Source organism: Mesorhizobium bavaricum (genome assembly GCF_056781655.1).
This window is the reverse complement of the sequence record NZ_CM165566.1, coordinates 2,784,692-2,810,556: the sequence shown is the minus strand read 5'-3', so window position 1 is coordinate 2,810,556 and position 25,865 is coordinate 2,784,692. Positions and strand designations below refer to the sequence as shown.

General features: G+C 64.4%; 23 protein-coding genes and 1 pseudogene. 10 read left to right on the top strand and 14 right to left on the bottom strand.

What is annotated here, in order from left to right; all coding sequences use genetic code 11:
- Window positions 1-76: 76 nt before the first annotated feature.
- The 3 genes from AC1RZR_RS13645 to AC1RZR_RS13635 all read left to right on the top strand — a co-directional run bounded on the left by AC1RZR_RS13645 (window position 77) and on the right by AC1RZR_RS13635 (window position 3,367).
- The gene (locus tag AC1RZR_RS13645) at window positions 77-1,741 is read left to right on the top strand and encodes a Na/Pi cotransporter family protein (protein ID WP_477270486.1); all 1,665 of its coding nucleotides are present in this window, start codon (window positions 77-79) and stop codon (window positions 1,739-1,741) included.
- 105 nt (window positions 1,742-1,846) lie between these two features.
- Entirely contained in the window at window positions 1,847-2,056 is a 210-nt protein-coding gene (locus AC1RZR_RS13640; protein ID WP_477270484.1) for a DUF2061 domain-containing protein, read from the top strand.
- A gap of 126 nt (window positions 2,057-2,182) precedes the next feature.
- Window positions 2,183-3,367, top strand: a complete 1,185-nt coding sequence (locus AC1RZR_RS13635) for an MFS transporter (protein WP_477270482.1) — start codon at window positions 2,183-2,185, stop codon at window positions 3,365-3,367.
- A gap of 18 nt (window positions 3,368-3,385) precedes the next feature.
- Here AC1RZR_RS13635 and AC1RZR_RS13630 read toward each other — a convergent pair whose 3' ends face one another.
- Window positions 3,386-5,668: a heavy metal translocating P-type ATPase gene (locus AC1RZR_RS13630; RefSeq protein WP_477270480.1), complete on the bottom strand. Its 2,283-nt coding sequence runs from the start codon at window positions 5,666-5,668 to the stop codon at window positions 3,386-3,388.
- Window positions 5,669-5,777: 109 nt separating this feature from the next.
- Between AC1RZR_RS13630 and AC1RZR_RS13625 the strand changes: the two genes are divergently transcribed.
- Window positions 5,778-6,194 (top strand): MerR family transcriptional regulator, encoded by a 417-nt coding sequence (locus AC1RZR_RS13625; protein ID WP_477270478.1) that lies wholly within the window; start codon window positions 5,778-5,780, stop codon window positions 6,192-6,194.
- A 12-nt stretch (window positions 6,195-6,206) separates the two neighbouring features.
- Here AC1RZR_RS13625 and AC1RZR_RS13620 read toward each other — a convergent pair whose 3' ends face one another.
- Entirely contained in the window at window positions 6,207-6,764 is a 558-nt protein-coding gene (locus AC1RZR_RS13620; protein ID WP_477270476.1) for a GNAT family N-acetyltransferase, read from the bottom strand.
- A 193-nt stretch (window positions 6,765-6,957) separates the two neighbouring features.
- The gene (gene katG, locus AC1RZR_RS13615) at window positions 6,958-9,144 is read right to left on the bottom strand and encodes a catalase/peroxidase HPI (RefSeq protein ID WP_477270474.1); all 2,187 of its coding nucleotides are present in this window, start codon (window positions 9,142-9,144) and stop codon (window positions 6,958-6,960) included.
- Between the two features lie 262 nt (window positions 9,145-9,406).
- Here katG and AC1RZR_RS13610 point away from each other — a divergent pair, with 262 nt between their 5' ends.
- Entirely contained in the window at window positions 9,407-10,360 is a 954-nt protein-coding gene (locus AC1RZR_RS13610; RefSeq protein ID WP_477270472.1) for a hydrogen peroxide-inducible genes activator, read from the top strand.
- Window positions 10,361-10,383: 23 nt separating this feature from the next.
- On the opposite strand, the gene AC1RZR_RS13605 is transcribed toward AC1RZR_RS13610, so the two are convergent.
- Entirely contained in the window at window positions 10,384-11,100 is a 717-nt protein-coding gene (locus tag AC1RZR_RS13605; protein ID WP_477270470.1) for a DNA helicase, read from the bottom strand.
- Between the two features lie 413 nt (window positions 11,101-11,513).
- On the opposite strand from AC1RZR_RS13605, the gene AC1RZR_RS13600 reads away from it, so the two are divergent.
- Complete coding sequence (locus AC1RZR_RS13600) at window positions 11,514-12,503, top strand: hypothetical protein (RefSeq protein ID WP_477270468.1); 990 nt, start codon at window positions 11,514-11,516, stop codon at window positions 12,501-12,503.
- 52 nt (window positions 12,504-12,555) lie between these two features.
- On the opposite strand, the pseudogene AC1RZR_RS13595 reads toward AC1RZR_RS13600, so the two are convergent.
- The 5 genes and pseudogenes from AC1RZR_RS13595 to AC1RZR_RS13575 all read right to left on the bottom strand — a co-directional run.
- Window positions 12,556-12,810, bottom strand: a pseudogene (locus tag AC1RZR_RS13595) (3-oxoadipate enol-lactonase); the annotation flags it as partial.
- A 115-nt stretch (window positions 12,811-12,925) separates the two neighbouring features.
- Window positions 12,926-13,633 carry a GIN domain-containing protein gene (locus AC1RZR_RS13590; protein ID WP_477270466.1) on the bottom strand — a complete coding sequence of 236 codons (708 nt, stop codon included), beginning with the start codon at window positions 13,631-13,633 and terminating at the stop codon, window positions 12,926-12,928.
- A 34-nt stretch (window positions 13,634-13,667) separates the two neighbouring features.
- Entirely contained in the window at window positions 13,668-14,234 is a 567-nt protein-coding gene (locus tag AC1RZR_RS13585) for a DUF1700 domain-containing protein (protein WP_477270464.1), read from the bottom strand.
- Window positions 14,231-14,557 (bottom strand): PadR family transcriptional regulator, encoded by a 327-nt coding sequence (locus AC1RZR_RS13580; protein ID WP_477270462.1) that lies wholly within the window; start codon window positions 14,555-14,557, stop codon window positions 14,231-14,233. The genes AC1RZR_RS13585 and AC1RZR_RS13580 overlap by 4 nt, the downstream gene beginning before the upstream one ends.
- Window positions 14,558-14,768: 211 nt before the next feature.
- On the bottom strand, window positions 14,769-15,218 hold the full coding sequence (locus tag AC1RZR_RS13575; RefSeq protein ID WP_481828606.1) for a GatB/YqeY domain-containing protein: 450 nt from the start codon (window positions 15,216-15,218) through the stop codon (window positions 14,769-14,771).
- 276 nt (window positions 15,219-15,494) lie between these two features.
- Between AC1RZR_RS13575 and carA the strand changes: the two genes are divergently transcribed.
- Window positions 15,495-16,700: a glutamine-hydrolyzing carbamoyl-phosphate synthase small subunit gene (gene carA / locus AC1RZR_RS13570; protein ID WP_477270458.1), complete on the top strand. Its 1,206-nt coding sequence runs from the start codon at window positions 15,495-15,497 to the stop codon at window positions 16,698-16,700.
- 229 nt (window positions 16,701-16,929) lie between these two features.
- On the opposite strand, the gene AC1RZR_RS13565 is transcribed toward carA, so the two are convergent.
- The 3 genes from AC1RZR_RS13565 to ypfJ form a co-directional block, all read right to left on the bottom strand.
- Entirely contained in the window at window positions 16,930-17,850 is a 921-nt protein-coding gene (locus AC1RZR_RS13565; RefSeq protein ID WP_477270456.1) for an aldo/keto reductase, read from the bottom strand.
- Window positions 17,847-19,112, bottom strand: a complete 1,266-nt coding sequence (locus AC1RZR_RS13560; protein WP_477270454.1) for a TCR/Tet family MFS transporter — start codon at window positions 19,110-19,112, stop codon at window positions 17,847-17,849. Before AC1RZR_RS13560 ends, AC1RZR_RS13565 begins: the two co-directional genes overlap by 4 nt.
- 156 nt (window positions 19,113-19,268) lie before the next feature.
- On the bottom strand, window positions 19,269-20,195 hold the full coding sequence (gene ypfJ, locus AC1RZR_RS13555; protein WP_477270452.1) for a KPN_02809 family neutral zinc metallopeptidase: 927 nt from the start codon (window positions 20,193-20,195) through the stop codon (window positions 19,269-19,271).
- Window positions 20,196-20,378: 183 nt separating this feature from the next.
- Here ypfJ and AC1RZR_RS13550 point away from each other — a divergent pair, with 183 nt between their 5' ends.
- Complete coding sequence (locus tag AC1RZR_RS13550) at window positions 20,379-22,448, top strand: hypothetical protein (RefSeq protein ID WP_481828605.1); 2,070 nt, start codon at window positions 20,379-20,381, stop codon at window positions 22,446-22,448.
- Window positions 22,449-22,525: 77 nt separating this feature from the next.
- Here AC1RZR_RS13550 and AC1RZR_RS13545 read toward each other — a convergent pair whose 3' ends face one another.
- Together AC1RZR_RS13545 and mntR are read right to left on the bottom strand one after the other, a co-directional pair.
- Window positions 22,526-22,711, bottom strand: coding sequence for a hypothetical protein (locus AC1RZR_RS13545; RefSeq protein ID WP_477270448.1), 186 nt, complete (start codon window positions 22,709-22,711; stop codon window positions 22,526-22,528).
- A gap of 101 nt (window positions 22,712-22,812) precedes the next feature.
- Window positions 22,813-23,268 carry a manganese-binding transcriptional regulator MntR gene (gene mntR, locus AC1RZR_RS13540; protein WP_379100619.1) on the bottom strand — a complete coding sequence of 152 codons (456 nt, stop codon included), beginning with the start codon at window positions 23,266-23,268 and terminating at the stop codon, window positions 22,813-22,815.
- 235 nt (window positions 23,269-23,503) lie between these two features.
- On the opposite strand from mntR, the gene AC1RZR_RS13535 reads away from it, so the two are divergent.
- Window positions 23,504-24,868: an Nramp family divalent metal transporter gene (locus AC1RZR_RS13535; RefSeq protein ID WP_477270445.1), complete on the top strand. Its 1,365-nt coding sequence runs from the start codon at window positions 23,504-23,506 to the stop codon at window positions 24,866-24,868.
- 72 nt (window positions 24,869-24,940) lie between these two features.
- Window positions 24,941-25,783: a protein-L-isoaspartate O-methyltransferase family protein gene (locus AC1RZR_RS13530; protein WP_477270951.1), complete on the top strand. Its 843-nt coding sequence runs from the start codon at window positions 24,941-24,943 to the stop codon at window positions 25,781-25,783.
- Window positions 25,784-25,865 lie beyond the last annotated feature (82 nt).

Below are 25,865 nucleotides of genomic sequence, written 5' to 3'. Positions count from 1 at the left end.
TGATTCGCAACTTCGCTTTTGCCCCCGATCGCCGCGCCGTCCGCGTTGCGGGCCCCGTCCGCACATGGGCGGTGAAATGAGCGGTTCCGTCGTCCTTCTGCATCTGGCCGGCGCCGTGGCGCTGATGCTATTTGCCACACGCATGGTGAAGACCGGCGTCGAACGCGCCTATGGCGATGTGCTGCGCCACAAATTGCGCGCCACCATGCGCAATCCGATCATGGCGGTGCTGGCCGGCACCGGCCTCGCCATCGCCCTGCAGAGCTCCACCGCCGTCACGCTGCTGGTCGGTTCCTTCGCCGGCTCCGGCATCGTCTCAGGCGCCGCCGGCCAGCTTGCCGTGCGCGGCGCCGAGATCGGCTCGGCGCTGGTGGTCAAGCTGCTGACCTTCGATCTCACCCTGCTGGTGCCGCTCTGCCTGATCACCGGCACGGTGATGTTCATGGCCACCGAGCGGCGCGACTGGCGCCAGTCCGGCCGCATCCTGGTCGGCATCGGCCTGCTGATCCTGTCGCTTGAAATGATCGGCCAGGCATCGGAGCCGCTGCGCAACAGCCAGCTCATGCCGGTGATCATCAACTACTTCTCCAGCGATTCCATCACCGCCTATCTGCTGGCGGCGCTGATCACCTGGCTGTTCCAGTCGAGCATCGCGGCGGTTCTCCTCATGGCGACGCTGGCCGGCCGTGGCGTGATCAGTCCGGAACTCGGCGTCGTTCTCATCCTCGGCGTCAATCTGGGCTCTTCCATCATCGCGCCGATGCTGACCCGTTCGGCCGGGCCTGCCGTGCGCGTCGTGCCGATCGGCAACCTCTTGATGCGCGGACTTGGCTCGCTGGTCATGCTGGTGCTGTTCATGACCTTCAGGCCGCAGGTCGCCTTCCTCGGCGCGACGGCGGCGGACCAGATCGTCAACGCCCACATCCTGTTCAATGTGCTGATCCTGCTCGCCGGCCTGCCGCTGGCCGGGTTCGTCTACCGCGCCTCGGAGAAGATCGTGGCACTTGGCACCAAGGCCGTGCCGGCCGCCACGCTCGACGTCGTCGAGCTTTCAGCGCTCAACGAAAGCGCGCTCGACGTGCCGAGCCAGGCATTGGCCAACGCCACGCGCGAAGTGGTGCGGGTCTGCGAGACGGTCGAGATCATGCTCAAGCGCATCATCGAGCTCTATGAGAGCGCCGACGCCGACAAGATCAAGGCACTGGCAGCCCTTGACGACCGCGTCGACCGCAAGCACGCAGCGATCAAGCTCTATCTGGCCAAGCTTACCAGGAATCCGCTGACCGAGGATGAGGCCCTGCGCTGCCAGGAACTGATCGGCGCGTGCGTCAAGCTGGAGCAGGTCGGCGACATCATCGTGCGCAATATGCTGGTGCATGTGAAGAAGAAGTTCGAGCGCGGGCTGGAATTCACCGACGAGGGCTGGAGCGAATTGTCCGCTTTCCATGGCTCGGTACTCGCCAATGCGCGGCTTGCCTTCAACGTGCTGGTATCGCGTGATCCCGAGACCGCCCGCCAGCTGGTGTTGGAAAAGGACCGGCTGCGCGACCGCGAGAAGGAAACCAGCGCCAGCCATTTCGTACGGCTGCGCGACGGCACCGCCAAGAGCGTCGAGACCAGCTCGATCCACCTCGACACCATCCGCGACCTGAAGCAGATCAACTCGCTGCTGGCGTCGATGGCCTATCCCGTGCTCGAAGAGCGTGGCCTGCTCACCGGGTCGAGGTTGAAGGCGAGCTGATTTTTGCGACGCCTTCACCGTCCTCGTCTCGGCGGCAAAATACCTTTGCTCTGTTTCCACCAGTCGGGATATGGGTCGGCTGGCCCAACCTTTCGGAGGAAATCGATGGACACCCATTCGCGCAGTTTCGCCAAGGCGCTTTCCTGGCGCGTGACCGGCACCATCGACACGATGATCATCTCGCTGGTCGTGACCGGAAGCATCAAGCTCGCTGCAGCCATTGGCCTGACCGAGGTCTTCACCAAATCGCTGCTCTATTATTTCCACGAGCGGGCGTGGCTCAAGATACCATACGGACGCAAGGCCCCGGCTTAGCCACCCCGGGGCGCGACTCGGTAACGCGAGAGTTCGATCAAGAAAACCTAAACCGGCGTCCACAATTTCTGGATTGCCCGCGACGCCCATCCGTGGTTTGAGGCCGTTCCAGCTAGGGCCTTCCCCATGTCGCTTCCGCTCATCGCCCTGTTCATTGCCGCCTTCGCTTTCGGCACCACCGAATTCGTCATCGCCGGCGTGCTGCCGCAAGTGGCCGAAGGGCTTGGCGTTTCGGTTCCCTCCGCTGGCTATCTCGTTTCCGGCTACGCCTGCGGCATCGCCATCGGCGGGCCGCTGCTGGCGCTCGCCACCAAGGCGCTGTCGCGCAAGACCTTGCTGCTCGGGCTCGCCGTCGCCTTCACCATCGGCCAGGCGGCCTGTGCGCTGGCGCCCGACTTCACCTCGATGCTGCTTCTGCGCATTGCCGTGGCGATAGCGCATGGCGCCTATTTCGGCGTCGCCATGGTGGTCGCCGTTGGCCTCGTGCGCGAGGACCAGCGCGGCATGGCGGTTGCGGTGATCCTGTCCGGCCTCACCGTTTCCAATGTCATCGGTGTGCCGGCCGGCACCGCGATCGGCAACATCTGGGGCTGGCGCGCGACCTTCTGGGTGATGTGCGCGCTGGGCGTGGTGGCAACGCTTGCCATGGCGGCCCTTTTGCCGCGCACCACCGGGTCGTCGACCAAGCCCGCCGGCCTGGCGCGCGAGGTTCGCGTGCTGGCGCGCCAGCAGGTCTGGACCTCGCTGATCCTCATGCTGATGCTGATGATCGGCCAGTTCGGCCTGTTCACCTACATCACGCCGACACTGCTCGAAATCACAGGTCTTGATGAAGGCCTGGTGCCGTGGGTGCTGCTGCTGAACGGCGTCGGCGCCACGCTCGGCGTCTTCCTCGGCGGCAAGCTCTCCGACTGGAAGCTGATGCCGTCACTGATCACAATGCTGGCCCTGCAGGCAGTAACGCTGGCGGTGATCTATGCCGTCAGCCCCTATCCCGTGCCGATGGTTGTCGCGATCGTCATCTGGGGCGGTCTCAACTTTGCCATCGGCACGCCGATCCAGACCCGCATCCTGGCCTGGACCGCGGATGCGTCCAACCTCGCCTCCTCGCTCATTCCATCCGGCTTCAATGTCGGCATCGCGCTTGCAGCATCGCTGGGCGCGGCCATGCTGAATGGCGGCTATGGCTACCGCAGCCTGCCGTTGCTTGGCGCCATCGCCATGCTGGTCGCCGTCGCGGTGGCGCTCGCTTCTTATGTCTGGGAGGGACGCAGCGACGCCACGCCGCCGCTGACGGCCCCAGCCGAGTAGAGCACGCGGCAAAGGCGCTCATCCGCGCCAGCGCAGCAGGCGCATGGCGTTGGCGGTGACCAGCACGGTGGCACCGGTGTCGGCCAGGATCGCCGGCCACAGGCCGGTGATGCCGGCAATGGTGGTGACCAGGAACACCGCCTTCAGCCCCAGCGCCACGGTGATGTTCTGGCCGATGTTGGCCATCACCGCGCGCGACAGCCGCACCATGCGCGCGACATCCATGACCCGGCCATGCAGGATCGCAGCATTCGCCGTTTCCAGCGCCACATCGGTGCCGCCACCCATGGCGATGCCGATATCGGCTGCGGCCAGCGCCGGTGCATCGTTGATGCCATCGCCGACCTTGGCCACCTTCAGCCCCTCGCGCTGCAGCTCTCCGACGATGCGCTGCTTGTCCTCAGGCAAGAGCTCTGCCCGCGCCTCGATGCCGAGCGAAGCGGCAATGGCTTCGGCGGTGCGGCGGTTGTCGCCGGTCAGCATCACCGTGCGGATGCCCTCGGCCTTGAGCGCCGCAATGCCGGCCGCCGCATCCGGCCTCGGCTCATCACGCATGGCGATCAGCCCCGCCACCACGCCATCGGCCACCAGCACCGAGACAGTCTTGCCCTGGCCGTTGAGGCTGTCAACGGCAACGCGCTGCGCCTCGGTCATCACGGCCCGTTCCGCCGCTGCCGAGCCGGAGCCGAGGAAGACCGCGACGCCGCCGACGCTGCCCTCGACGCCCTTGCCTGAGATTGCCTTGGCGGCCAAGGCAGGCGGCACCGGCGCCCGGTGGGCCTTGGCTCTGCCGAGGATCGCCATTGCCAGCGGATGGCTGGAGACCTGCTCGAGTGCTGCCGCCAGCGCCAGCACGGTGCGTTCGTCGCGCCCATACGCCACGATGTCGGTGACCACCGGTTTGCCGGTGGTCAGCGTGCCGGTCTTGTCGAAAGCGATCGCGGTGATCTGGCGAAAGCCTTCCAGCACAGCACCGCCCTTCATCAACAGGCCGCGCCGCGCGCCGGTCGCCAGGCCCGCGGCGATCGCCGCCGGGGTCGAGATGACCAGCGCGCAGGGGCAGCCTATCAACAGGATCGCCAGGCCCTTGTAGATCCATTCGCTCCAGTCGCCGCCGATAAGCAGCGGCGGCAGCAGCGCCACCAGCGCGCCGACCGCCAGCACGGCAGGCGTATAGATGCGCGAGAAGCGGTCGATGAAGCGCTCGGTCGGCGCCTTGGCCTCCTGCGCCGCCTCCACCAGCCGCACAACGCGGGCTATGGTGTTGTCCGACGCGGCAGCCGTCACCCGCACCTTGAGCACGCCGTCGGTGCTGATCGTGCCGGCGAAGACAGTTTCCGCGATCCCCTTGCGCCTCGGCGTGCTCTCGCCGGTCACCGGCGCCTCATCGATATCACTCGACCCCTCGACGATCTCGCCATCGGCCGGGATGCGATCACCCGGCCGCACCACGATCACGTCGCCGACCGCAAGGTTTTCGGCTGGAACTTCGGCCGTGCCGCCGGCCCGCTCGACAAGTGCCGTCTTCGGCACCAGGTCGGCAAGACCCTGGATGCTGGCCCGCGCGCGGCCGGCGGCGACGCCTTCCAGGAGTTCTCCGATCAGGAACAGCACCACCACGGCGGCGGCTTCCTCTGTGGCGCCGATCATCACGGCGCCGGCGGCGGCGATGGTCATCAGCATCTCGATCGAGAACGGCGTACCGGCCAGCGCGGCCATCAACGCGCGTCGGGCGATCGGCACCAGGCCGACCAGCAGCGCGGCCAGGAAAACCCAGCGTTCGGCCGCCGGAAACAGATGGCCGATGCCGTAGGCGGCAACAAGTGCCGCGGCACAAGCCAGCGTCAGCATAGCGCGTCGGGTGCGCCACCACGGCTGCCCCGGCTGGGCATCGCCGTGGAGATGGGCGGCTTCGGCTGTCGGCCTGGCCGGTTGCTTGCCAGCGTCATGGTTGTGGCTCGCATGATCGTGGCCCTCGTGATCACGGCCTTCATGGTCATGGCCTTCATGGTCATCGTGGCCGTGATCAGCGCGCGCCTTGCCCGACACCGGCACTGTGCGCGCCTCCGCCCTGACGATGCCGTAGCCGAGCCGCGCCACCTGCTGCAGCACCTTGTCTTCCGGCAGTGCGCCGCCGTGACTGACCGTCATGCTGGCGCCGGTCACCGAAACCGAGACATCGGCGACACCGTCGAGGCGGCGCACCGCCGTATCGATCTTGGCCGCGCAGGAGGCGCAGTCCATGCCGCCGATCCTGAACCGTGTCTGCCTGATACTTGCCTGCTTGAGGGGCGCCGTCATCGCATCACCTGTCTGCCTTGCCCGCGCGGCGTGCCGCCGCATGGGCCTTGAACCCTGATGCCAGGCACTGTAATTGCTCTAGTCACTAGAGCTTCAAGAGGCAAAATTCATGTTTTCGATCGGTGATCTTTCGCGCAGCACCGGGGTCAAGGTGCCAACCATCCGCTACTACGAGCAGATGGGCCTGGTTGCCGCACCCGAGCGTTCGGAAGGCAACCAGCGCCGCTATGGCAGGCAGGAGCTGGAGCGGCTGGCCTTCATCCGCCACGCCCGCGACCTCGGCTTCGCCGTCGAAGACATCCGCTCGCTGATCGAATTGAGCGGTCATCCCGAACAGCCTTGCGGCCACGCCGATCGGATCGCCGGCGAGCAACTGATATCCGTCCGGGAGAAGATTGCCCAGCTCAAGCGGCTGGAGTCCGAACTCGAACGCATCGCCTCCTGCTGCGACGGCAAGACGGTCGGCGACTGCTACGTCATCCGCGCCCTGTCCGACCACGCGCTGTGCGCCGACGAGCACGGGTGAGGACGGGTCGGGCTACAACTCGATCCGGAACCGCAGGCTTTCCACCCCACCATAGGCTGCATCCTCGAAGAAGCGCTCGACGAGCTTGCCGCCATTGGCAAGGATCACCTTGTGCGAGGCCGGATTGCCCGGCTTGGCGGTGATCTCGACATAGGGCAGGCCGACTGCCCTCGCCTCGCCCAGCATCAGCCGCAGCGCCTCGGTGGCGTAGCCGCGTCGCCGCTTCCACGGTACCACCGCATAGCCGATATGGCCGAGCACGTGCGGCGGCAGCGCTGCCGTACCCTGCTGCCAGCGGAAGCCGATCGAACCGGATGCCTCGCCATCCCAGATCCAGCGGCGGAACCCCGGCAGGCGCGGCACCTTTCTGCCGTCGGGCAAGGTGATCGGGCCGCCCTTGGCCTGGGGATCATCGAGGTCGGCGAGAAAAGCCACCGGATCCCTTTCGATCGCGGCAAGCTGCTCGCGAGTCGCTTGCTCGAGCCGCACATTGTCCGGCGACCACCCACGTTCGAGCGCCGCCTTGTAGGACGGCAAATGTTCAAGCGCGGGTTTGACGATTTCGACCATGTTGCACCGGCGGAGAAGTTACGCCGATAAATAGCAGCATTGCCCGGGAGGACACGGTCCACCAAGGCGCGGTCTCTTGCGACAAGGCCGCGTTCCCATCGCTGGAAACGCGGCCCTGGTCTTTTGCCCTTGGGAGGAACCGACGCTCCGGCCCAGCCATTTCCAGGCCGTGCCGGACTGTCGTTATGTGGGCTCAGGCGATGTCGAAACGGTCGGCGTTCATCACCTTGGCCCAAGCCGCCACGAAATCCCTGGTGAATTTCGCCTTGGCGTCCGCCGTCGCATAGACTTCGGCCAGCGCGCGCAGCTGCGAGTGCGAGCCGAAGATGAGGTCGGCGCGGGTGCCGGTCCACTTGACTTCACCGGTCTTGCGGTCGCGGCCTTCGAACACGTCCTTGGCGTCCGAGGCGGCCTTCCACTCCGTGCCCATGTCGAGCAGGTTGACGAAGAAATCGTTGCTCAGCGTTTCCGGCTGCATGGTGAAGACGCCGTGCTTGGACTGCCCGGCATTGGCCCCGAGAACGCGCAGGCCACCGACGAGAACCGTCATCTCCGGCGCCGTCAGCGTCAGCAACTGCGCGCGGTCGACCAGCGCCTCCTCGACGGTCAGCCGCTGCTTGCCGCTGACATAGTTACGGAAGCCGTCAACGGTCGGTTCCAGCGGCGCGAAGGAGTGGATGTCCGTCTGCTCCTGCGAGGCATCCATGCGTCCCGGCGTGAAGGGAACCGTCACACCGTGCCCGGCGGCCTTCTCGATGGCCGCTCCGCCGCCGAGAACGATCAGGTCGGCAAGCGAGACCTTCTTGCTGCCGGTCTGCGAAGCATTGAACTCCTTGCCGATCGCTTCGAGCTTGTCGAGCACCTTGGCGAGTTCAGCCGGCTGGTTGACGGCCCAGTCCTTCTGCGGCGCAAGGCGAATGCGCGCGCCATTGGCACCGCCGCGCTTGTCGGAGCCACGGAAGGTCGAGGCCGACGCCCACGCCGCCGAGACCAGCTGCGACACCGACAGGCCCGACGCCAGGATCCTGGCCTTCAGCGCCGCAGCGTCCTCTTCGTCGATCAGCACATGATCGACTGCCGGAATGACGTCCTGCCAGGGCAGTTCCTCCTTTGGAACCAACGGACCGAGATAGCGCACGAGAGGGCCCATGTCGCGGTGCGTCAGCTTGTACCAGGCGCGTGCGAACGCGTCGGCGAACTGATCCGGATTCTCGTGGAACCGCCGCGAGATCGTCTCGTAGGAGGGATCGAACCGCAGGGCGAGATCGCTGGTCAGCATCGAGGGCGCGTGGCGCTTGGCCGAATTGTGCGCATCGGGCACTGTGCCGGCGCCGGCACCACCCTTCGGCGTCCACTGGTGGGCGCCGGCCGGGCTCTTGGTCAATTCCCAATCGAAGCCGAACAGATTGTCGAAGAAGTCGTTGCTCCACTTGGTCGGCGTCGTCGTCCAGGTCACTTCCAGGCCGCTGCCGATGGCGTCGCCACCCTTGCCGGTGCCGAACTTGCTCGCCCAGCCGAGGCCTTGCTGCTCGATGTCGGCGCCTTCCGGCTCCACGCCCACCAGCGTCGCATCGCCCGCACCATGGGTCTTGCCGAAGGTGTGGCCGCCGGCGATGAGCGCGACGGTCTCCTCGTCGTTCATGGCCATGCGCGCGAAGGTGTCGCGAATGTCACGCGCCGAGGCGAGCGGATCGGGCTTGCCGTTCGGCCCTTCCGGGTTGACATAGATCAGGCCCATCTGCACCGCGCCGAGCGGATCCTGGAGATCGCGGTCGCCGCTGTAGCGCTCGTCGGCCAGCCACTTGCCTTCCGGACCCCAATAAATGTCTTCCTCGGGCTCCCATACGTCGGCGCGGCCGCCGGCAAAACCGAAGGTCTTGAAGCCCATCGATTCCAGCGCGACGTTGCCCGTCAGGATCAGAAGGTCGGCCCAGGAAATCTTGCGGCCGTATTTCTGCTTGATCGGCCACAACAGCCGCCGGGCCTTGTCGAGGTTGACGTTGTCCGGCCAGCTGTTCAGCGGCGCGAAGCGCTGCTGGCCGGCCCCGGCGCCGCCACGGCCGTCGGCGATGCGATAGGTGCCGGCGCTGTGCCAGGCCATGCGGATGAACAGCGGCCCGTAATGGCCGAAGTCGGCCGGCCACCACTCCTGCGAGTCCGTCATCAGCGCATGCAGGTCCTTGATCACAGCGTCGAGGTCGAGACTCTTGAATTCCTCGGCGTAGTCGAAGGCCTCACCCATCGGATCGGACAGCGGCGACTGCTGATGGAGAATCTGGACATTGAGCTGATTCGGCCACCAGTCGCGGTTGACCCTGCCAACGGCGGTGTGCACGACCGGGCATTTGCCCGTGCTGGGATCGTCAGTTTGTGCGTCCATGTTTTTCTCCGATCGTGGCTGTGTTGAGCTGTTTTCAACTGCTGCGTGAACAAGGACAATGGATGTCCCTGGAAGCGGTCCGTTTCATGGCTGGCGCAATGACCATATGCCCGATACGCGACCGAATATCTTGGATGTCCTGTTGCTGGGGGACCCTGGACGAAGCCGTCCCGGCTGCTCCTCATCTCCCTTGCAGATCCTATAGCAAAGCTGCGCGATTAATTTAAGTTGGATTTCCTGATTGCAGCGATAAGATCACATTATGACAAATCTGACATTGAAGCAGCTGCGCTATTTCGAGGCGCTGGCGCGGCACAACCACTTCGGACGCGCGGCGGACGCCTGCGCGATCTCCCAGCCCGCCATCTCGGTGCAGATCAGGGAGTTGGAGGAAACGCTGGGCACGGAGCTTTTCGAAAGAGGTCCGCGGCAGGTTCGGCTGACCAATTTCGGCGAAGAATTTGCCTTGCGCGTCCGCGACATCCTGCGTTCGGTGGACGAACTCGCCGACCTCGCACGCTCTTCGCGCGACAGGTTGGTCGGTCGGCTGCGCATTGGCGTCATCCCGACGATCGCGCCCTACCTCCTGCCGACCATCATTGGCAACCTCTCAAGCATGCATGATGGCCTCGATATCCATGTGCGCGAGACGCAGACGCAGAAGCTGATCCAGGAACTGGCGGACGGTCGGCTGGACGCCGCCATCGTTGCCTTGCCGGTGTCCGAACCGTCGCTGACGGAAATCGTGTTGTTTGCCGAGAACTTCGTGCTGGTCCGGCCCGGCGAAGACGAGGGAAAGCCGGTGCCCAATCGCGAGATGCTGCGTGAAATGCGGCTGCTTCTGCTGGAAGAGGGTCATTGTTTCCGCGACCAGGCACTGTCCTTCTGCAACATGCATTCGACACGGCCACGCGAGTTGCTGGACGGCAGTTCGCTGTCGACCCTGGTCCAGATGGTCAGCGCCGGCATCGGCGTTACCTTGATCCCGGAAATGGCCGTGCCGGTGGAGACACGCTCTGCATCGGTCTCCATCGCACGCTTCAGGAGTCCCCAGCCGTCGCGGACGATCGGCATGGTCTGGCGCAAGACCAGCCCGATCGCCAAACAGCTGCTGCGGATTTCCGAAGTCGTTCGTCAGTCGGCCGACACGCTGCGCGCACAGCACAATCCGACGCCGATTGCGCACCTGCTGAACCTGACGGCTGCCGCCCAATGAAGGCAGCAGCGGCGGCCGGATCGTCAACTCGACGCCTGGAACCGGATTTCGCCCTTGTTCAGGAAGCAGGTCTTGTTGAAGAGCGACAGATCCAGCGGGTTCGGCAACCGCACATCGCTGAGATCGGGAACCGGCTTGGTCGCCGGATCGTATGACCGATCGATCTGCGAGATGAAGACGAGGATCAATCCCTTCTCTCGGGCAAAGTCTTTCAGTGTCCGAACCTGCGCCATCAGGTCGGGATTTTCCCGCCTCTGATCGAGCAGCTGCAGATAGTCGATGACCACCAGCGTACCGCGTGGCGCCTGGCCCATCGTCTTGACGATGTGGTCGGCGCTGATGGCATCGGAATTGTCGAACACGAACCGGTCGTTGAACTGCGCCGGCTCCGCCCCGATGGCGCGAAACCGGTCGAGCACATCCCTTTCCGTATACTCCAGTGTGAAGAACACGCCGCGATTGCCGGACTTCATGGCTTCGATCGCGAGTTCGAGGCTCATCAGCGTCTTGCCGTGGCCCGGTCGTGCGCCGACCAGAACCAGGTCGCCGGGCTCCAGTTGCGCAAACAGTCTGCCGGCGGGCCCCGCCGCCTCGGCTGCCTTGGCCGCAAGCAGGCTCCAGCTGGCGAAACCTTCCCGTGCCGCAACACGGTCAAGCGCTTCGTGCAGCGCAATCCCGCCCTCGCGCGACAACAGCCTGGCTTGACGCTTCAGATGGTAGATGGGTGCGGACAGCTTCATCGCAAAACCTCCTGGTGCGAGCAGTTTTCGCAACCCCTCCTTATGCCTGGTGCTCGAACAGTCGGTTCAGTGATCGGATGACCCCGCATGCATAATGCTTCCCCGGCGGAGGGAGGAGGAGTGGGCCGCGCCAGAATCAAAATGATAGCGCAATCCCCGCGGATCGAAAATCGCCTGTGTCCGACACAAGTGAACCCTGTCCGGCGGCAGAATCAACGCCACCGCCCTGCCCAGCCAGGCGATCGCCAATGTCACCCCCGGCTGCCATGCTGCATATTTCGTAACGTGCAAGCTTCCTTGCGAGGGCGCTAAACAAGATGTGTTTCGCCGATTGGCGCGAGGCGATTTATGATTGCTTCCGGTGACAACACCGCGATGATTCGCAAGATGGCTTTGGCGGGAGAAGTGATCCGATGCGATTGAGATCTGTCCCTCTGGGTGTCGTCGCCAGCCTCCTCCTCGTCGTCGTCGCCTTGACGGTATCGGCGCGGTCGTTTGCCGCGCTGCAGCCAGCGGATGTTCCCGCCTGGCTGCAGGCCCATGTCGGCGACGGCGACGGGCAAATCTCAAAGATTGTCCTGGAGCGGGCGCGGGCGCTTTACCTGAAAAAAGTAGCGCAAGGTGCCGTCGAGAACCCTTGTTACTTCGCCATGGATGCCACACGTCCCGGCGATCTGGGCAATGGCGTGCCCGGGCGCCGGTATTATGTCATCTGCGAAGCCAGCCAGTCGTTCCGCGCGATCTCATCGGGTCACGGCGGCGGCCGGAATCTGAAAGGCACTGTCGATTTTTCAAATGGCAGGCGGTGCTCGAAGAACTTCGGCAATGCCATGGATTCGGAACTCACTGCCGGCGGGGCCTATATGACCCGTGAGTCGAAAACGTCGTTCAAGGGCTTCTATCGCACCGGCGCGAAACAAGACGCGGCTTTCCTGCGCACCTTCATACAGTTTGACGGCGAAGGTGAAGCCGCCAACGCCAGGCAGCGTGTGATCGGCGGCCACGCAGCGCAGGTGCTGCGCGGCATGTGCCTGCGCAAAAGCCCGAACAGCTCATACGCCGACCATGACGGTTACGTGCCGTTTGGCAAGCTGGTGGATTACGCCGGCGGCCGCAGCAATGGCTGCACCAGCTGGTCGCCGGCGGACGCGCAGCAGATCATCTCAATGGTGAAGGACAACCCGACGACGCTCTACATCTACCCTGAATCACGCGATATCGCCGCAGTGGCGGCCAACCGTTCGCAGTCGGGCGGTAGACCCTACTGGAACGCGTCCTGTTTGAAAGAAATCGGCGCTCCAAAATTCTGGCCGCGAAAAACCCTCGAGCCGATGATTGCTCAATACAAAAAGGATCATCCGGCACCGCCATCGCAGCCGCTGCCAATTTGCAGGGGGTCTTGAAGTCCCGCACCCGAAGAGGCTGCGAACTTCACTGGTGGTTTCGCGCGCCCGTTCACCGCAGAAAATCGAGCACGGCCTGCATGAAATCGGCATGGTATTCGACATTGGACAAGTGAACAGCGGGCAGGACAACCAGCTTCGCGCCAGGCACCGTCGCCGTGATCAGCTCGCTGTGGCCGGCAGCCGTCACAGTGTCATGCTGGCCGGCGATCACCAGCGTCGGCCGGGAGATTAGCGCCACCGTACGGCGAAGGTCCGCATCGCGAACCGCCGCGAACAGGCCCGCCAGGCCTTGCCGTGGGATCATATCCAGCAGGAGGCGCCAGCGTTGCGCCGTGCGCTCGAGCCGCGGAAACGGCCCGGTAGGGTCACCAGCCAACCAGCTAGCCAAGGGCGCAAACCGACGACTGCAGGCAGCCGGGCTACGGCACCTGCGTGATTCTGCCGCTGCCCCTTACCTCCGAACGCCGCATGGTCGGGTGCCCATACAGCTCTACGTCACCGCTGCCGGAAATCGAAACGTCCGCATCCGCTTGCGCGGTTATCTGCGCATCGCCGCTGCCACGAATCTCGATCTGTGCGGATTGGGCAATCAGGTTTTTGAGCCGCCCCGAGCCCGACCCGGAAATCTCCAGACCGACCGTCTGGGCGGTTCCGGTGGCAGCGACGCTGCCGCTGCCGCGGATGCTCAAGCGCAGTTCAGGCTGATTGATCTGCGACAAGGTAACGTCGCCGCTGCCGAGCACCTTCCAGTCTGAAATCGGCGGCCCCGACAGGTTGACATCGAACCGGGGCGCGAACCAGCCCGGCTCGCAGTCCAGACTGAGCCTGCTGCCTTCCATCCGCACATGGTCGAGCAGCGCTGGGTCGCCGGTTACGACGGCCTCGGCCTTGTCCCCCGGCTGGTAGTGAACCGAAGCCGGCAACTCGATCGTCAGACTGTCGCCGGCGCTGAAGGGCAATGTGATCTCTTTTCTGGTGGATGTGGCCGCTCCGCAGGTGGATTGCCCGCCAATCCACGCCCCCCCGGCATGGACCCAATCCGGTCCGGAAAGGCCAATGCCCAGAGCCAGAAAGACGACGGCGCCGATCAGTCCGGCAGTGGCGACGAATGCCAATTTTCCAGTCATTGTCGGTTTCCTTCAACGTAATGACAAACAACGCTCAAACGCGGTTGCGGTCCGATTGAGTGAGACGGGAATGCAGCCGCGCATAGCGCCCGAGGACCCGTATGCCCGCACTCGAGCCTAGTAACAGCAAGGCGCCGCCACCGAGCAGGCTGCTGACCAGTCCGGCGCCGATGAGCAGGCGACCCAGCGTAGCTGTGAGCGTCCCGCCGCTGGAGAACACCAGTGCGGTGAGAATGATCTTGACGCCGAGCGCACCGATGGCGACGAGCGTGATGCCAAGGCCGAGCGCAAGGACGGCCGCGATGATGAGCAGCGGCAGCAGGAAGACGATGTCGACGAAGGCAAGACCGGCCAGGGCGAGCGTCGCCGCCAACATGTTCGACACGCTCCAGTGGGCTTCGAAGCGGCGCAGCCCGGCCTCGGCCTGCAACTCGCGGGCAAGCCTGGCCGGATCACCCAAGGCAGAAGCGACCTCAGCTTCGCTGCGGCCCGAGGCATCGGCGAAATGAGCGCTGTAGTCGCCAACAATATCCTCGATCTCCTGAGGCGGCAGGCCGGCGAGCCCCACTCTCAGCGTGCGCAAGAAGGCATCCCTGGTCATGGCAAATCCTCGAGAAGTTTATCGACCGCGCCCGCGAACGAGCGCCAGTCACGGCTATGAGCTTCGAAAGCCTTCTGACCCAGCGGCGTGAGCCGGTAATATTTGCGCGGCGGCCCGCTGCTCGACTCGACGATGCGGGTCGCGACCAGGCCGTCATTCTGCATCCGCCGCATCAGGGGATAGATCGTGCCTTCCCCCATGCTGACCGCGGCGACCAGCGTGCTGGCGATTTCATAGCCATAGCTTTCGCCCCGCGACAGCACGGCCAGGACGCACAGATCAAGCGCGCCTTTTCGCAACTGCACCTGGATCGAGTCGGTCATGGCAGATCTCGGTTTCCAGAGGTGTATATAACACGCTACCTGTTTATGCAAGGTAGTGAATGGGCGTTCCTCGGCGGCTCGCGCAATCGGGAGGCGGGAGCTGTGCTCGGCGAAAAAATCCGATCAATGCGCGAGGTCGCGTGCCGCCGCGACGTCAGCTACCTGTTTCATGGAAAGAGTTCAGGACTTCCGTGCGCCTTTGCGGGGACCCTTACTGCAACAGGCCCTTGACGATGCCGCTCGCCTTGCCGAAATCCATCTGGCCGGCATATTTCTGCTTCAGTGCGGCGATCACCTTGCCCATGTCCTTCTGGCTGGCCGCACCCGTCGCCACGATCGCCTCGCGCGCCGCCGCGGTCACCGCGGCATCGTCCAGCTGCATTGGCAGGAAAGCGCGGATTATCTCCATCTCGCCACGCTCCTGCGCGGCCAGTTCCGGCCTTTTGCCGTCGTCGAACGCCTTGGCCAATTCCTCGCGCTGCTTCACCATCTTGGCCAGGATCTGCAGGATCTCCTCATCGCTGGCCGGCTCCTTGGCGGAACCGCGATTGGCGATGTCGCGGTCGTGGATGGCCGCCTGGATCAGCCGCAGCGTCGGCAGCCGGTGCTTGTCCTGCGCCTTCATCGCACTCTTCAGGGATTCGGCGATTTTGCCACGCATGGTGCTTTCTCCTTCGATCGGCGCGGACAATAGCGCCGCGAGCAGGCCAAGGCAAACTCTGATATTGTCAGGCAAGCTACTGATATTGCTTGACGAAATAATTCGGATCTCGATTTCGCATGATCATTGACCGCTCTGTCCCCTTCCCCTATGTACTGGGCCTTGCATGAACTGAAGCCTGAGTGCGTGAAAGCTGCGAAATCGCCGCTTTGCGCCGTTTGCTGCGCAGATGGCCCGCCGGGCCGGTTGAAGCGCGCAGCCTCATAGGAGTGCCGCATGGCCGAGATGACCGCCCCCTGGGCAACCGAAAAGCCGACTGCCCTTCTGGTGCTGGCCGACGGCACCGTCATTGAGGGTCGCGGCCTGGGCGCCACCGGCTCCGCCGTCGCCGAGGTCTGCTTCAACACCGCGCTGACCGGCTACCAGGAGATCCTTACCGACCCGTCCTATGCCGGCCAGATCGTCACCTTCACCTTCCCGCATATCGGCAACATCGGCACCAATGACGAGGACATCGAGGACCTCAATCCGGTTGCCCGCGCCGGCGCCGTCGGTGCCGTGTTCAAGGCCGAGGTCACCAACCCGTCGAACTACCGTGCCGGCACCGGTCTCGACCAGTGGCTGAAGAAGCGCGGTATCGTCGCCCTGTCGGGCATCGACACCCGCGCGCTGACCGCGCTGATCCGCGAAAAGGGCATGCCCAACGCCGTCATCGCGCACGCACCCGACGGCGTCTTCGACCTCGACGATCTGAAGCAGCGCGCCGCCGCATGGTCGGGCCTGATCGGGCTCGATCTCGCCAAGGAGGTCACCTCAGGCCAGTCATCGGTCTGGCGCGAGACGCCATGGGTCTGGAACGAAGGTTTTGGCGAACAGGCGGAGCCCTCGATGCATGTCGTTGCCATCGACTACGGCGTCAAGCGCAACATCCTGCGCCTGCTCGCCGGCCTCGGCGCCAAGGTCACCGTGGTGCCGGCCAACACGGGCGCTGAAGAAATCCTTGCCATGCAGCCCGACGGCATCTTCCTCTCTAACGGCCCCGGCGATCCGGAAGCCACCGGCGACTATGCCGTGCCGGTGATCCAGGACCTGCTGAAGACCGACATCCCGGTGTTCGGCATCTGCCTTGGCCACCAGATGCTGGCGCTGGCGCTGGGCGGCAAGACCGCCAAGATGCATCAGGGCCATCACGGCGCCAACCATCCGGTCAAGGACCACACCACCGGCAAGGTCGAGATCGTCTCGATGAACCACGGCTTTGCGGTCGATGCCGACTCGCTGCCCGCCGGCGTCGAGGAAACCCATGTCTCGCTGTTCGACGGTTCCAACTGCGGCATCACGCTGACCGGCCGGCCGGTGTTCTCGGTCCAGCATCACCCCGAAGCCTCGCCGGGCCCACAGGATTCGCACTATCTGTTCCGCCGCTTCGTCAATCTTATCCGCGAAAAGCGCGGCGAAGAATTGCTGGCCGAGCGGGCTTAACTCGAGCCGTTAGCGCTGCCCCTCGTCTGGTTGCCGTCATCTTCTCCCCTTCAACGGGGAGAAGGGGCTGGCCGCAACCTTGGCACTTTCTTGCAACGTCGAAAACTGGCGAAAGCCACGGCGCGGCTTCTTTCTCCCCCGTTCTACGGGGAGAAATCCCGGCAATGAGCGGCAGCGCAAACCTCTGCCCCAAGGGACATGTCACAATCACGTCGCGCCTTCGGAAGGTCTACGCCACCGGCCGGCCTTCGCTGGCTTCCAGGATGGCGAACCATTGCTGGCGGTCGAGGCTGATCTCCAGCGCGTTGACCATGGCGGCCAGCCGCTGCGGCTTCATCGTGCCCAGCACCGGCACCAGCTGCGCCGGATGGCGCAGCAGCCAGGCGATGGCGACGGCGGCGAGGTCGCCGGCACCGATCTCGGCGGCTACAGCCGCAAGCGCTGCACGCACCCGCGCTTCTCGCCCTTCCTTGCCGGTGAACAGCGAGCCGCCGCCGAGCGGTGACCAGATCATCGGCGCATAGGAAAGCCGCTGTGCGTGATCGAGGCTGCCATCGGTCAGCGGCGACGTCTTCAGCACCGACATTTCGATCTGATTGGTGGCGAGCGCGAAGGGCAGCCGCGAGGCCAGGAGATCGAACTGCGACGGCGTAAAATTGGAGACGCCGACCGCCCTCACCTTGCCGGATTTGACCAGCCCGGCCAATGCCGCCGCCGTGTCGTCGGCATCCATCAGCGGATCCGGCCGGTGCAGCAGCAACAGGTCGAGATAATCGGTGCCGAGATTGGCGAGCGAGCGGTCGACCGAGGCCGCGATATGGGCGGCACTGGTGTCGTAGTGCTTCAACCGGTTCTGAGGCCGGTTGTCCGACGCCAGCATGATGTCACATTTCGAGATCAGCTCGATGTCTTCGCGCTTGCCTTTCCAGCGCGCCAGCCCGGCACCGAAGGCCGCCTCGACCTCGTAGTTTCCATAGATGTCGGCATGGTCGAAGCTGGTCACGCCAAGATCGACGGCGGTGCCGATCAGCCGGGCCACCGCTTCGGCATCCGGGCTGACGGCGCTGTCGAGCAGGCGCCAGGCGCCGAAAACCAGCCGCGACAGCGATAGCCCGTCCTCGGTCAGGGCAATGCGGCTATCGTGGCTCATATCTGCGCTCCATCTTCCGCGACGCCGGCAGTGACGTTTCTGAGCGGCGCCGGTCTGGCCACTTTGGTGACGAAGACGATGAGCGCCAGCGTCAGGAAAAACGCGCCAACCAGATAGGGCGCGCCGCCGAAGGTCACAGGCGCATTCGGCCCCGTGAACCAGGAAAAGATCGCCGTATAGAGCAGCGGCGTGATGATCGAGGTGATCGAGAAGATCGAGGTCATCGCACCTTGCAGTTCGCCTTGCGCCGAAGGCGGCACCTTGGCGGCGGCGAGGCTCCTCAGCGGCGGATCGGCCAGCGCTTCCAGACAGCCGACGACGATCACCGCATAGATCATCCAGCCTTGCGACGCGAAGGCGTAACCGAACGCGCTGAGCGCCGTGAAGGCAAGGCCGATGACCGCCGTCTTCCACTCGCCAAGCATGGGAATGACGCGCGGCAGCACCGTCGCCATGACGATCGCGCCGCACAGACCGAAGGCGCCAAGCGAGAAGCCGATCTGCTGCTCGCTCCAGCCATAGCGGTAATTGGAGACGAACGACCACACCGCCGGATACATCATGTGCCCGAGCGTCATCAGAAAGAAGACAAGCCCGACCCAGCCGATGCCTTTGTACTGGCGCATCTGCAGAAGCGTCCCGACCGGGTTCGCGCGTTTCCAGTCGAAGCGGCGGCGGTGCTTGTCATCGAGCGTTTCCGGCAACAGGAACAGCGCGATCAGGAAGTTCACGAAAGCCAGCCCGGCAGCGAAATAGAACGGCACGCGCGGCCCGAACGTGCCGAGCAGCCCGCCCAGAACCGGTCCGATGACGAAACCGACGCCAAAGGCGATGCCGAGCAGTCCGAAATTCTTCGCCCGGTTCTCATCATTCGAGATGTCGGCGATGAAGGCGGATGTCGTCGAATAGCTGGCACCCGAAATGCCGGCCAGCACGCGGCCGATGAACAGCATGGGATAAGACCAGGCGACGGCGCAGATCAGATTGTCGATGGAAAAGGTCAGCACCGAGGCGAGCAGGATCGGCCGCCGTCCGAACCGGTCGCTCAAGCCGCCCATGATGGGCGCGAAAAAGAACTGCATCGCCGCATAGACGAAGAACAGCCAACCACCCTCGATCGCCGCGCCGCTGATGCTGACGCCGGTCAACTCCCTGAGATAGGCCGGCAGCACCGGCATGATCATGCCGAAGCCGATGATGTCGAGCAGCAGCGTGGTGAAGACGAGCGCAAGGCCCCGTCTGGCGGTTTTGGGGTCGATCATGAAGGGTCAAGCTCCTCTGCTCGCCCTGGGGCGCAGGCGGACGCACCTTATAGGCGAGCCCGCCGCAAGGAACAATGAGGGAACAGGCCGAAGTTCTTCATCCTGACATCCCCTGACGGTGCCTTCGCCGTCAGATCAGCCTCGAGAAACAGTCTCTCAGATTGGGCCGCTCAGCGTGTTGCAGTCCGAAAGCTTGCCGCTCTTGTAGCCACGCGTCAGCCAGGTCTGGCGCTGCTGCGACGTGCCATGGTTGAAGCTTTCCGGCACGACATAGCCCTGCATCTTCTTCTGCAGCGTGTCGTCGCCGATCTGCTTGGCGGCATTCAGCGCGCTTTCGAAATCGCCTTGCTCCAGTATGCCTTTCTGCCCCGTGTAATGCGCCCACACCCCGGCGAAGCAGTCGGCCTGGAGTTCGATGCGGACCGACAGCTGGTTGGCATCGGCTTCGCTCATGCCTTGCCGCATCTGGTTGAACTTGGACATGATGCCGGTCAGGTTCTGGACGTGGTGGCCGACCTCATGCGCGATCACATAGGCGCGGGCGAATTCACCCGAGGCGCCGAACTGCTGGTCCAGTTGCTGGAAGAAGGTCATGTCGAGATAGACCTTGTGGTCGCCGGGACAATAGAAGGGCCCGGCCGACGACGAGGCCGAGCCGCAAGCCGAGCGGATCTGGCCGCTGAACAGAACCAGCTTCGGGTCCTCGTAGGTCAACCCCTGAGACTTGAAGATGCCAGTCCAGGTGTCTTCGGTCTCGGCCAGCACGGTGGCGACGAACTGCTTCATCTCGTCATTGGCGGGCGCACCCGCGCCGCTGTCCTGGCCGCCGCTGTCGTCGGTGATCTGGCCGCCGCCGCCCGGCAGCAGTCCGCCATCGCCACCGCCGAGGATCGTCGACGGATCGAAGCCGAAATACCATCCGGCGAGAACAACCAGGATGACCAGAAAGATGCTGCCGCCGCCGCCGGCACGGCCGCCGATCGGGATGCGGAACTGGCCGGGGCTGCCGCCGCCGAGACCGCCGCCGCTGTCGCTGCGGTCGTCCTCGATATTGTCACTCTGACGACGGCCTCTCCAGAGCATGGCAACTCCTCGTGCTGCAAACTTCCCCGTTGTTCCGGCAAGGCCGGTTCAACCCAACAAACAATTATCCCAATGGTTGCACCAAGTCACAGCATTTTTCGAGGCTGATATGGCGGCCTCGCCACTCTGGCCGAGACCAGGGAAGGCCTGTAGCATCGCCGCAAACGGAGGGGTACGCGAGGCTTGAAGACCATCGGTGAATTCCTGTCGCTGCTCGCGGCACTGCTCTGCCTTGGTCTCACAAGTGCCGGCGCGGTGACGCTCGATTCCGGCGTTGCCGTCACCGATCCCGCCACCTTGCAGGCGCTGGAGCGTGGCGGCCTGTCGATCAGCCGCCTGCTAGGCCCGGCACTCGGCCTCACCCGCGACGTCGACAATCGCGGCCTGTTTTCGGTGCCGGCGCTGGCGACGGTGCGCGACACCGTAAAGCAGCAGATCGCCGACGAGCCGAAGACCAGCCCCGACCCCTATGTCGCGGCCATGGCGAAGTCGACGGACACCAGTCCGAAATTCAATCCGAAATACATCGATGACGACGGCTCGACGCTCGACCTGACCGGCGTCGTCAACCGCATGGACCGGGGCTATCTCGGTCATACCGAATGCGGCGAGGTCCGGCTGATCTACCGCTTCCACTATTCGGTCGCGGAAAAGCCGGTGAAGGGAAAGGTCAGCCAGCGCATTTCCTCGCGCCTGCCGCTGACCATGAGCCTGGTGTTCAACGCCAAGCCGACGCGAGCGCAGGCCCGCGCTTCAAAGGACCTGCCGAGCGCGACGGACGCGTCCTGTGCCGACGTCGCCGGGCGCTGGCTTGCCGCCGGGCGGAAGGACCTTGCGCCGGATCAGCTCGCTGCCTGGCTGCGCTCCGACGAAGGCCCACTCTCCGGCGCCATGCTGAATTCGTCGCAGATCATGCGGCTCGAACTCAACATGCAAGTGCTCAGGCTATCGGCCTCGACGCGGCGCGATTTCGGCGGCCATGCCGAGTATCTGCTGAAGATCTTCAAATGGGATCCAGCCGCCTCGAGCTTCTACGAATCGAAGATGGAGAACCAGATCGACCGGGCGACGGTTCTGGCCGACAAGCCGGCCTTCGCCAAATGGCTGCTCACCGACCGCAACATCTACGACCTCGACCATGGCCGGCTGGTCATCGACGAAAAATTCCTGGCCAAAAGCGCCGTCTCCGTCGCGCCCGGCGGGCTGAGCCGGTCGCAGAACAACATCGCCTACGGGCTGGTCGAAGACGCCGATATCGACCAAGCGCTGAAGGACTATGTCGCCAGGGGCAACACGCTCGCCACCATAAAGTCGGTGGCCGGCTTCGAACTGCGGCTCAACGAGATGACCTGCACCGGCTGCCACCAGACGCATGGCATTGCCGGCTTCCACTACACCGGCGCCGACCCGGCCAGCGAGCCGCGCCGCAATGCCGTCTTCGTGCCGGGCTCGGCCGTGTTCTTCGCCGACCTGCCACGCCGCCGCGCCATCGTCGAGCAGTTTGCCGCAGGTGGCCATCCGGATTTCACGCGCGGCTTCGCCGCCCGCCCGGACCAGAAATATGCCGAGGCGCTGAAAGGCACCGACCTCTACGATGGCTGGGGCTCGATCTGCTATCGCGGCGAGGATCCAAGCTTCAAGGACTGGAGCTGCGGCGAAGGCCTGCGCTGCGCCGGCGTCCACGAAAGCGCCATCCATCCGGGCTTCGGCACCTGCGTCAGCGAGGCTGGCACGGCAGTCGGCGATCCCGTCGAGTTTGGCGAGATAAGAATGTCGGCATGGGGCAGCGACCAGTATTGCCGCCTGTCGCCGGCCACCGCCAAGGCATGCGCCATCGATCCGGCGCGGGACAAGAAGCCGCTGGTCAAGCTCGCCGGCTATGGCGCCGCGCGCCAGCGCTATGACAATCCCGAACAGAAGACCGGCGGCTTTCCCGGCGGCATGCTGCGCAAGGCGAGCTGCGACAAGCTTCCCGACGAGGCGACGTGCGGCCGGTTGGCCAAGACCGGTTTCAACGACTGCATCGCGTCGGGCAAGGACCACAAATTCTGCACTAAGGAATTCACCAAGACCGCCGGCCTGCGCGCCTGCGACAAGGCGCACCCCTGCCGCGAGGACTATATCTGCACCGCAGGCTATGACGATCTGCCCCAGGCCAAGCCTGGCACAGGCACATGCATCCCGCCCTATTTCATCTTCCAGTTCCGCGTTGACGGCCACCCGCGCAGCTGGGTCCAAGATGTCAAGGAGTGAGCCACATCCCAACAGGCGGCATTCGCCTACAACCGCTCACATCGGTCTGACAACGTCAGCATAACAGGTGCCGTTGTTTATTTCTGCTTGGTGCCGGCGCTCTTGCCATCAGAACTTTTCGAGCGCTCCTCGAACCGCGCGGCGCCCTTCTTCAGCGGGTGGCCGGTCTCGGCCTCGGTCTTGCGCTCGTCCTTCGCCGCCGCCTGTTTCAATCCCTTGGCCGCCTGCTTGCCCTTTGCGGTCGGTGCCTGTTCAACGCCCATCGCTTCCTCCCTTGGCGCGCGCCAATCGCGCGGTGTCAGGAGCAACGTGTATAAGATCAGGCGGTTCCGGCGGCTCGTCGCTGGTCGGGAGCTGACGTGGCTCAGCGTGCCGCCGTCATCGCCTTGCGGAACGCTTCCAGCGTCTCGGCGCTGACATGGTGCTCGATGCCCTCCGCATCGATGCGCGCGGTCTCGGCACTGACGCCGAGCGAACGCAAAAAGGCTTCCACCGTCTGGTGGCGGATGCGGCTCTCCACCGCGACCTTGCGGCCTGCATCGGTCAGGAACACGCCGCGATAGGGCTTTCTCGACACCAGCCCATCGGCGCACAGCCTGGTCAGCATCTTGGCCACCGTCGGCTGGGCGACGCCGAGCCGTGCGGCGATATCGACCTGGCGGGCCTCATTGCCGTCCTCGATCAGGTCGGCGATCAGCTCGACATAGTCCTCGACCAGCGCGCTGCGGCGCGCTTCGCGCGTCTGCCGGAACCCTTCCGAATGGACGTCGGCGTCAGGCAGCGGCTTCTCGCGCGGGACCGGTCTGTTCTTCAGCGCCAATGCGCGCTCCTCCTGAGACTTTTGCCGTCCATGCATTCATAGCACGGGCTCTGATTCTTCAGGCCGTTTATTTGCATTCCCCCGCAGGTGCAACCGGTGTCTGCGGTTGCTCCTGTTGTGCCATCACCAGGAGCTCGAATAAAAAGCACCGACAATGAAATATAGCATATTGCATAATGTTGAGCCATAGCATACGTTAAGACAACATCAGCACGTCTCGCGGAAAGCCCCCCTTATGTCTGAAGTCGAAGCCACAGCCTCCCGATCCACGTGGCGGTTCGCCAGGCCCGAGGACGACGATCAGCCCAGCCTGCGCGAGGTCAATTCCTCCATCAGCGTGCCGAGTTCGGGCGTCTGGTTCCGCCGGCTGTTCGCCTTCATGGGCCCCGGCTACATGGTCTCCGTCGGCTATATGGACCCGGGCAACTGGGCGACCGACCTCGCTGGTGGCGCGCAGTTCGGCTACACGCTGCTGTTCATTATCATGCTGTCCAACCTGATGGCGATCCTTCTGCAGGCGCTCGCCGCCCGCCTCGGCATCGCCACCGGCCGCGACCTCGCCCAGGCCTGTCGCGCCTACTATCCCCGCCCCGTCAATTTCATGCTGTGGATCGCCTGCGAGCTGGCCATCATTGCTTGCGACCTGGCCGAAGTCATCGGCACGGCGATCGCGCTGCAGCTTCTGTTCGGCATTCCGCTGATCGGCGGCGCCATGCTCACTGCACTCGACGCCTTCCTGGTGCTTCTCTTGATGAACAAGGGTTTTCGCTACCTCGAGGCCTTCGTCATAGCGCTTTTGATCATCATTTTCAGCTGCTTTGCCATCCAGATCTTCGTCGCCGCCCCGCCGGCCGGCTCGATCCTGCATGCCATGTTCGTGCCGTCATCCGAGATCATCACCAACCCGGCGATGCTCTACATCGCCATCGGCATCATCGGCGCCACCGTCATGCCGCACAATCTCTATCTGCACTCCTCGATCGTGCAGACACGCGCCTATGAACGCACCGACAAGGGCAAGCGCGACGCCATCAAATGGGCAACGACGGACTCGACCATCGCCCTGATGCTGGCCTTGTTCGTCAACGCCTCGATCCTGATTGTGTCGGCGGTCGCCTTCCATGACACCGGCCATCAGGACGTCGCCGAGATCGGCCAGGCCTTCGAGCTGCTGTCGCCGCTGCTGGGTCTCAGCATTGCCTCGATCCTGTTTGCGGTGGCGCTGCTCGCCTCGGGCCTCAACTCGACCGTGACGGCGACGCTTGCCGGCCAGATCGTCATGGAAGGCTTTCTGCGCCTGCGCATCCCCAACTGGGCACGCCGGCTTCTGACACGCGGCCTCGCCATCATCCCGGTGGTGATCGTCACCGCGCTCTATGGCGAAAAAGGCACCGGTCAGTTGCTGGTGTTCAGTCAGGTCATCCTGTCGATGCAGTTGCCCTTCGCGGTCGTCCCGCTGGTGCAGTTCGTCTCCGACAAGAAGAAGATGGGCAACCTCGCCATTCCGCGCGGCGTCGCCGTACTGGCCTGGGTGGTCGCCGCGGTCATCCTGGTGCTTAACTTCAAGCTGCTCTACGATACCATGTTCGGGATCGGCTGAGTCCCGAAAATCGACTGCCCCGGCCAGAGATAGTCCCGCGACAAATCGGCAATCCGCACTATCTTGTCCCGCGTGACCGGGATCGAAGACATCAGGAAGTTCTACGCGCGGCTGATGGCCGCCAATTCCGGCTCGCCTGATCCGCGCCTGGAGGCGGCGTTCGCCGAGGTGCCGCGCGAAGCGTTCCTCGGCCCCGGGCCGTGGACGGTCATCGCCGGCAACGGCAGGATAACAACGCCGAGTGCCGATCCGGCCCACGTCTACCAGAACGTGCTGGTGGCGCTCGACGACGCCAAGGGCATCAACAATGGCGAACCGTTCCTGCACGCCATGTGGATCGGGAAGCTTGCGCCGAAACCTGGCGAGGCCGTTTGCCACATCGGCGGCGGCACCGGCTACTACACCGCGGTGCTGGCCAGGCTGGTTTCGCCCGGCGGTACCGTCACCGCTTTCGAACTGGACAAGCACCTGGCCGTGCTCGCGCGACAAAATCTCGAAGCCTATGGCAATGCAACCGTCGTCCACGGCGATGCCGTGACGACGCCCCTGCCGCCGTCCGACATCATTTATGTCAATGCCGGCGTCGCCGCGCCGCCGGCGGGATGGCTGAAGGCGCTGCGGCCAGGCGGCCGCATGATCTTCCCGTGGCGCCCGGCCGAGCGCGTCCCGCTGGCGGTGATCGTGACCCGGACCGAAAGAGGCTTTGCCTGCGATCCCTTCATGCGCTCGTGGTTCATTCCATGTGTCGGCGCCTCGGTTGCAGACCATGCGGCGAAGATCCCGACGCGCGAGCAGGCCGCGCGCAGCCGGTCGATCTGGCTGACATCCGACAAGGCACCGGACCGCACCGCCACCGCCATCTTCGGCGAGGTCTGGTTCTCATCGCGCAGCCTCGATGCCAGGCCTCGCGGTTGACGCATCGAGCGTGGGCTTGCCAAAATTTTGCAAGCGATGTCGGACGGACTGCGGGTCACCCGTCCTTGGGCTGAAGTCCGGC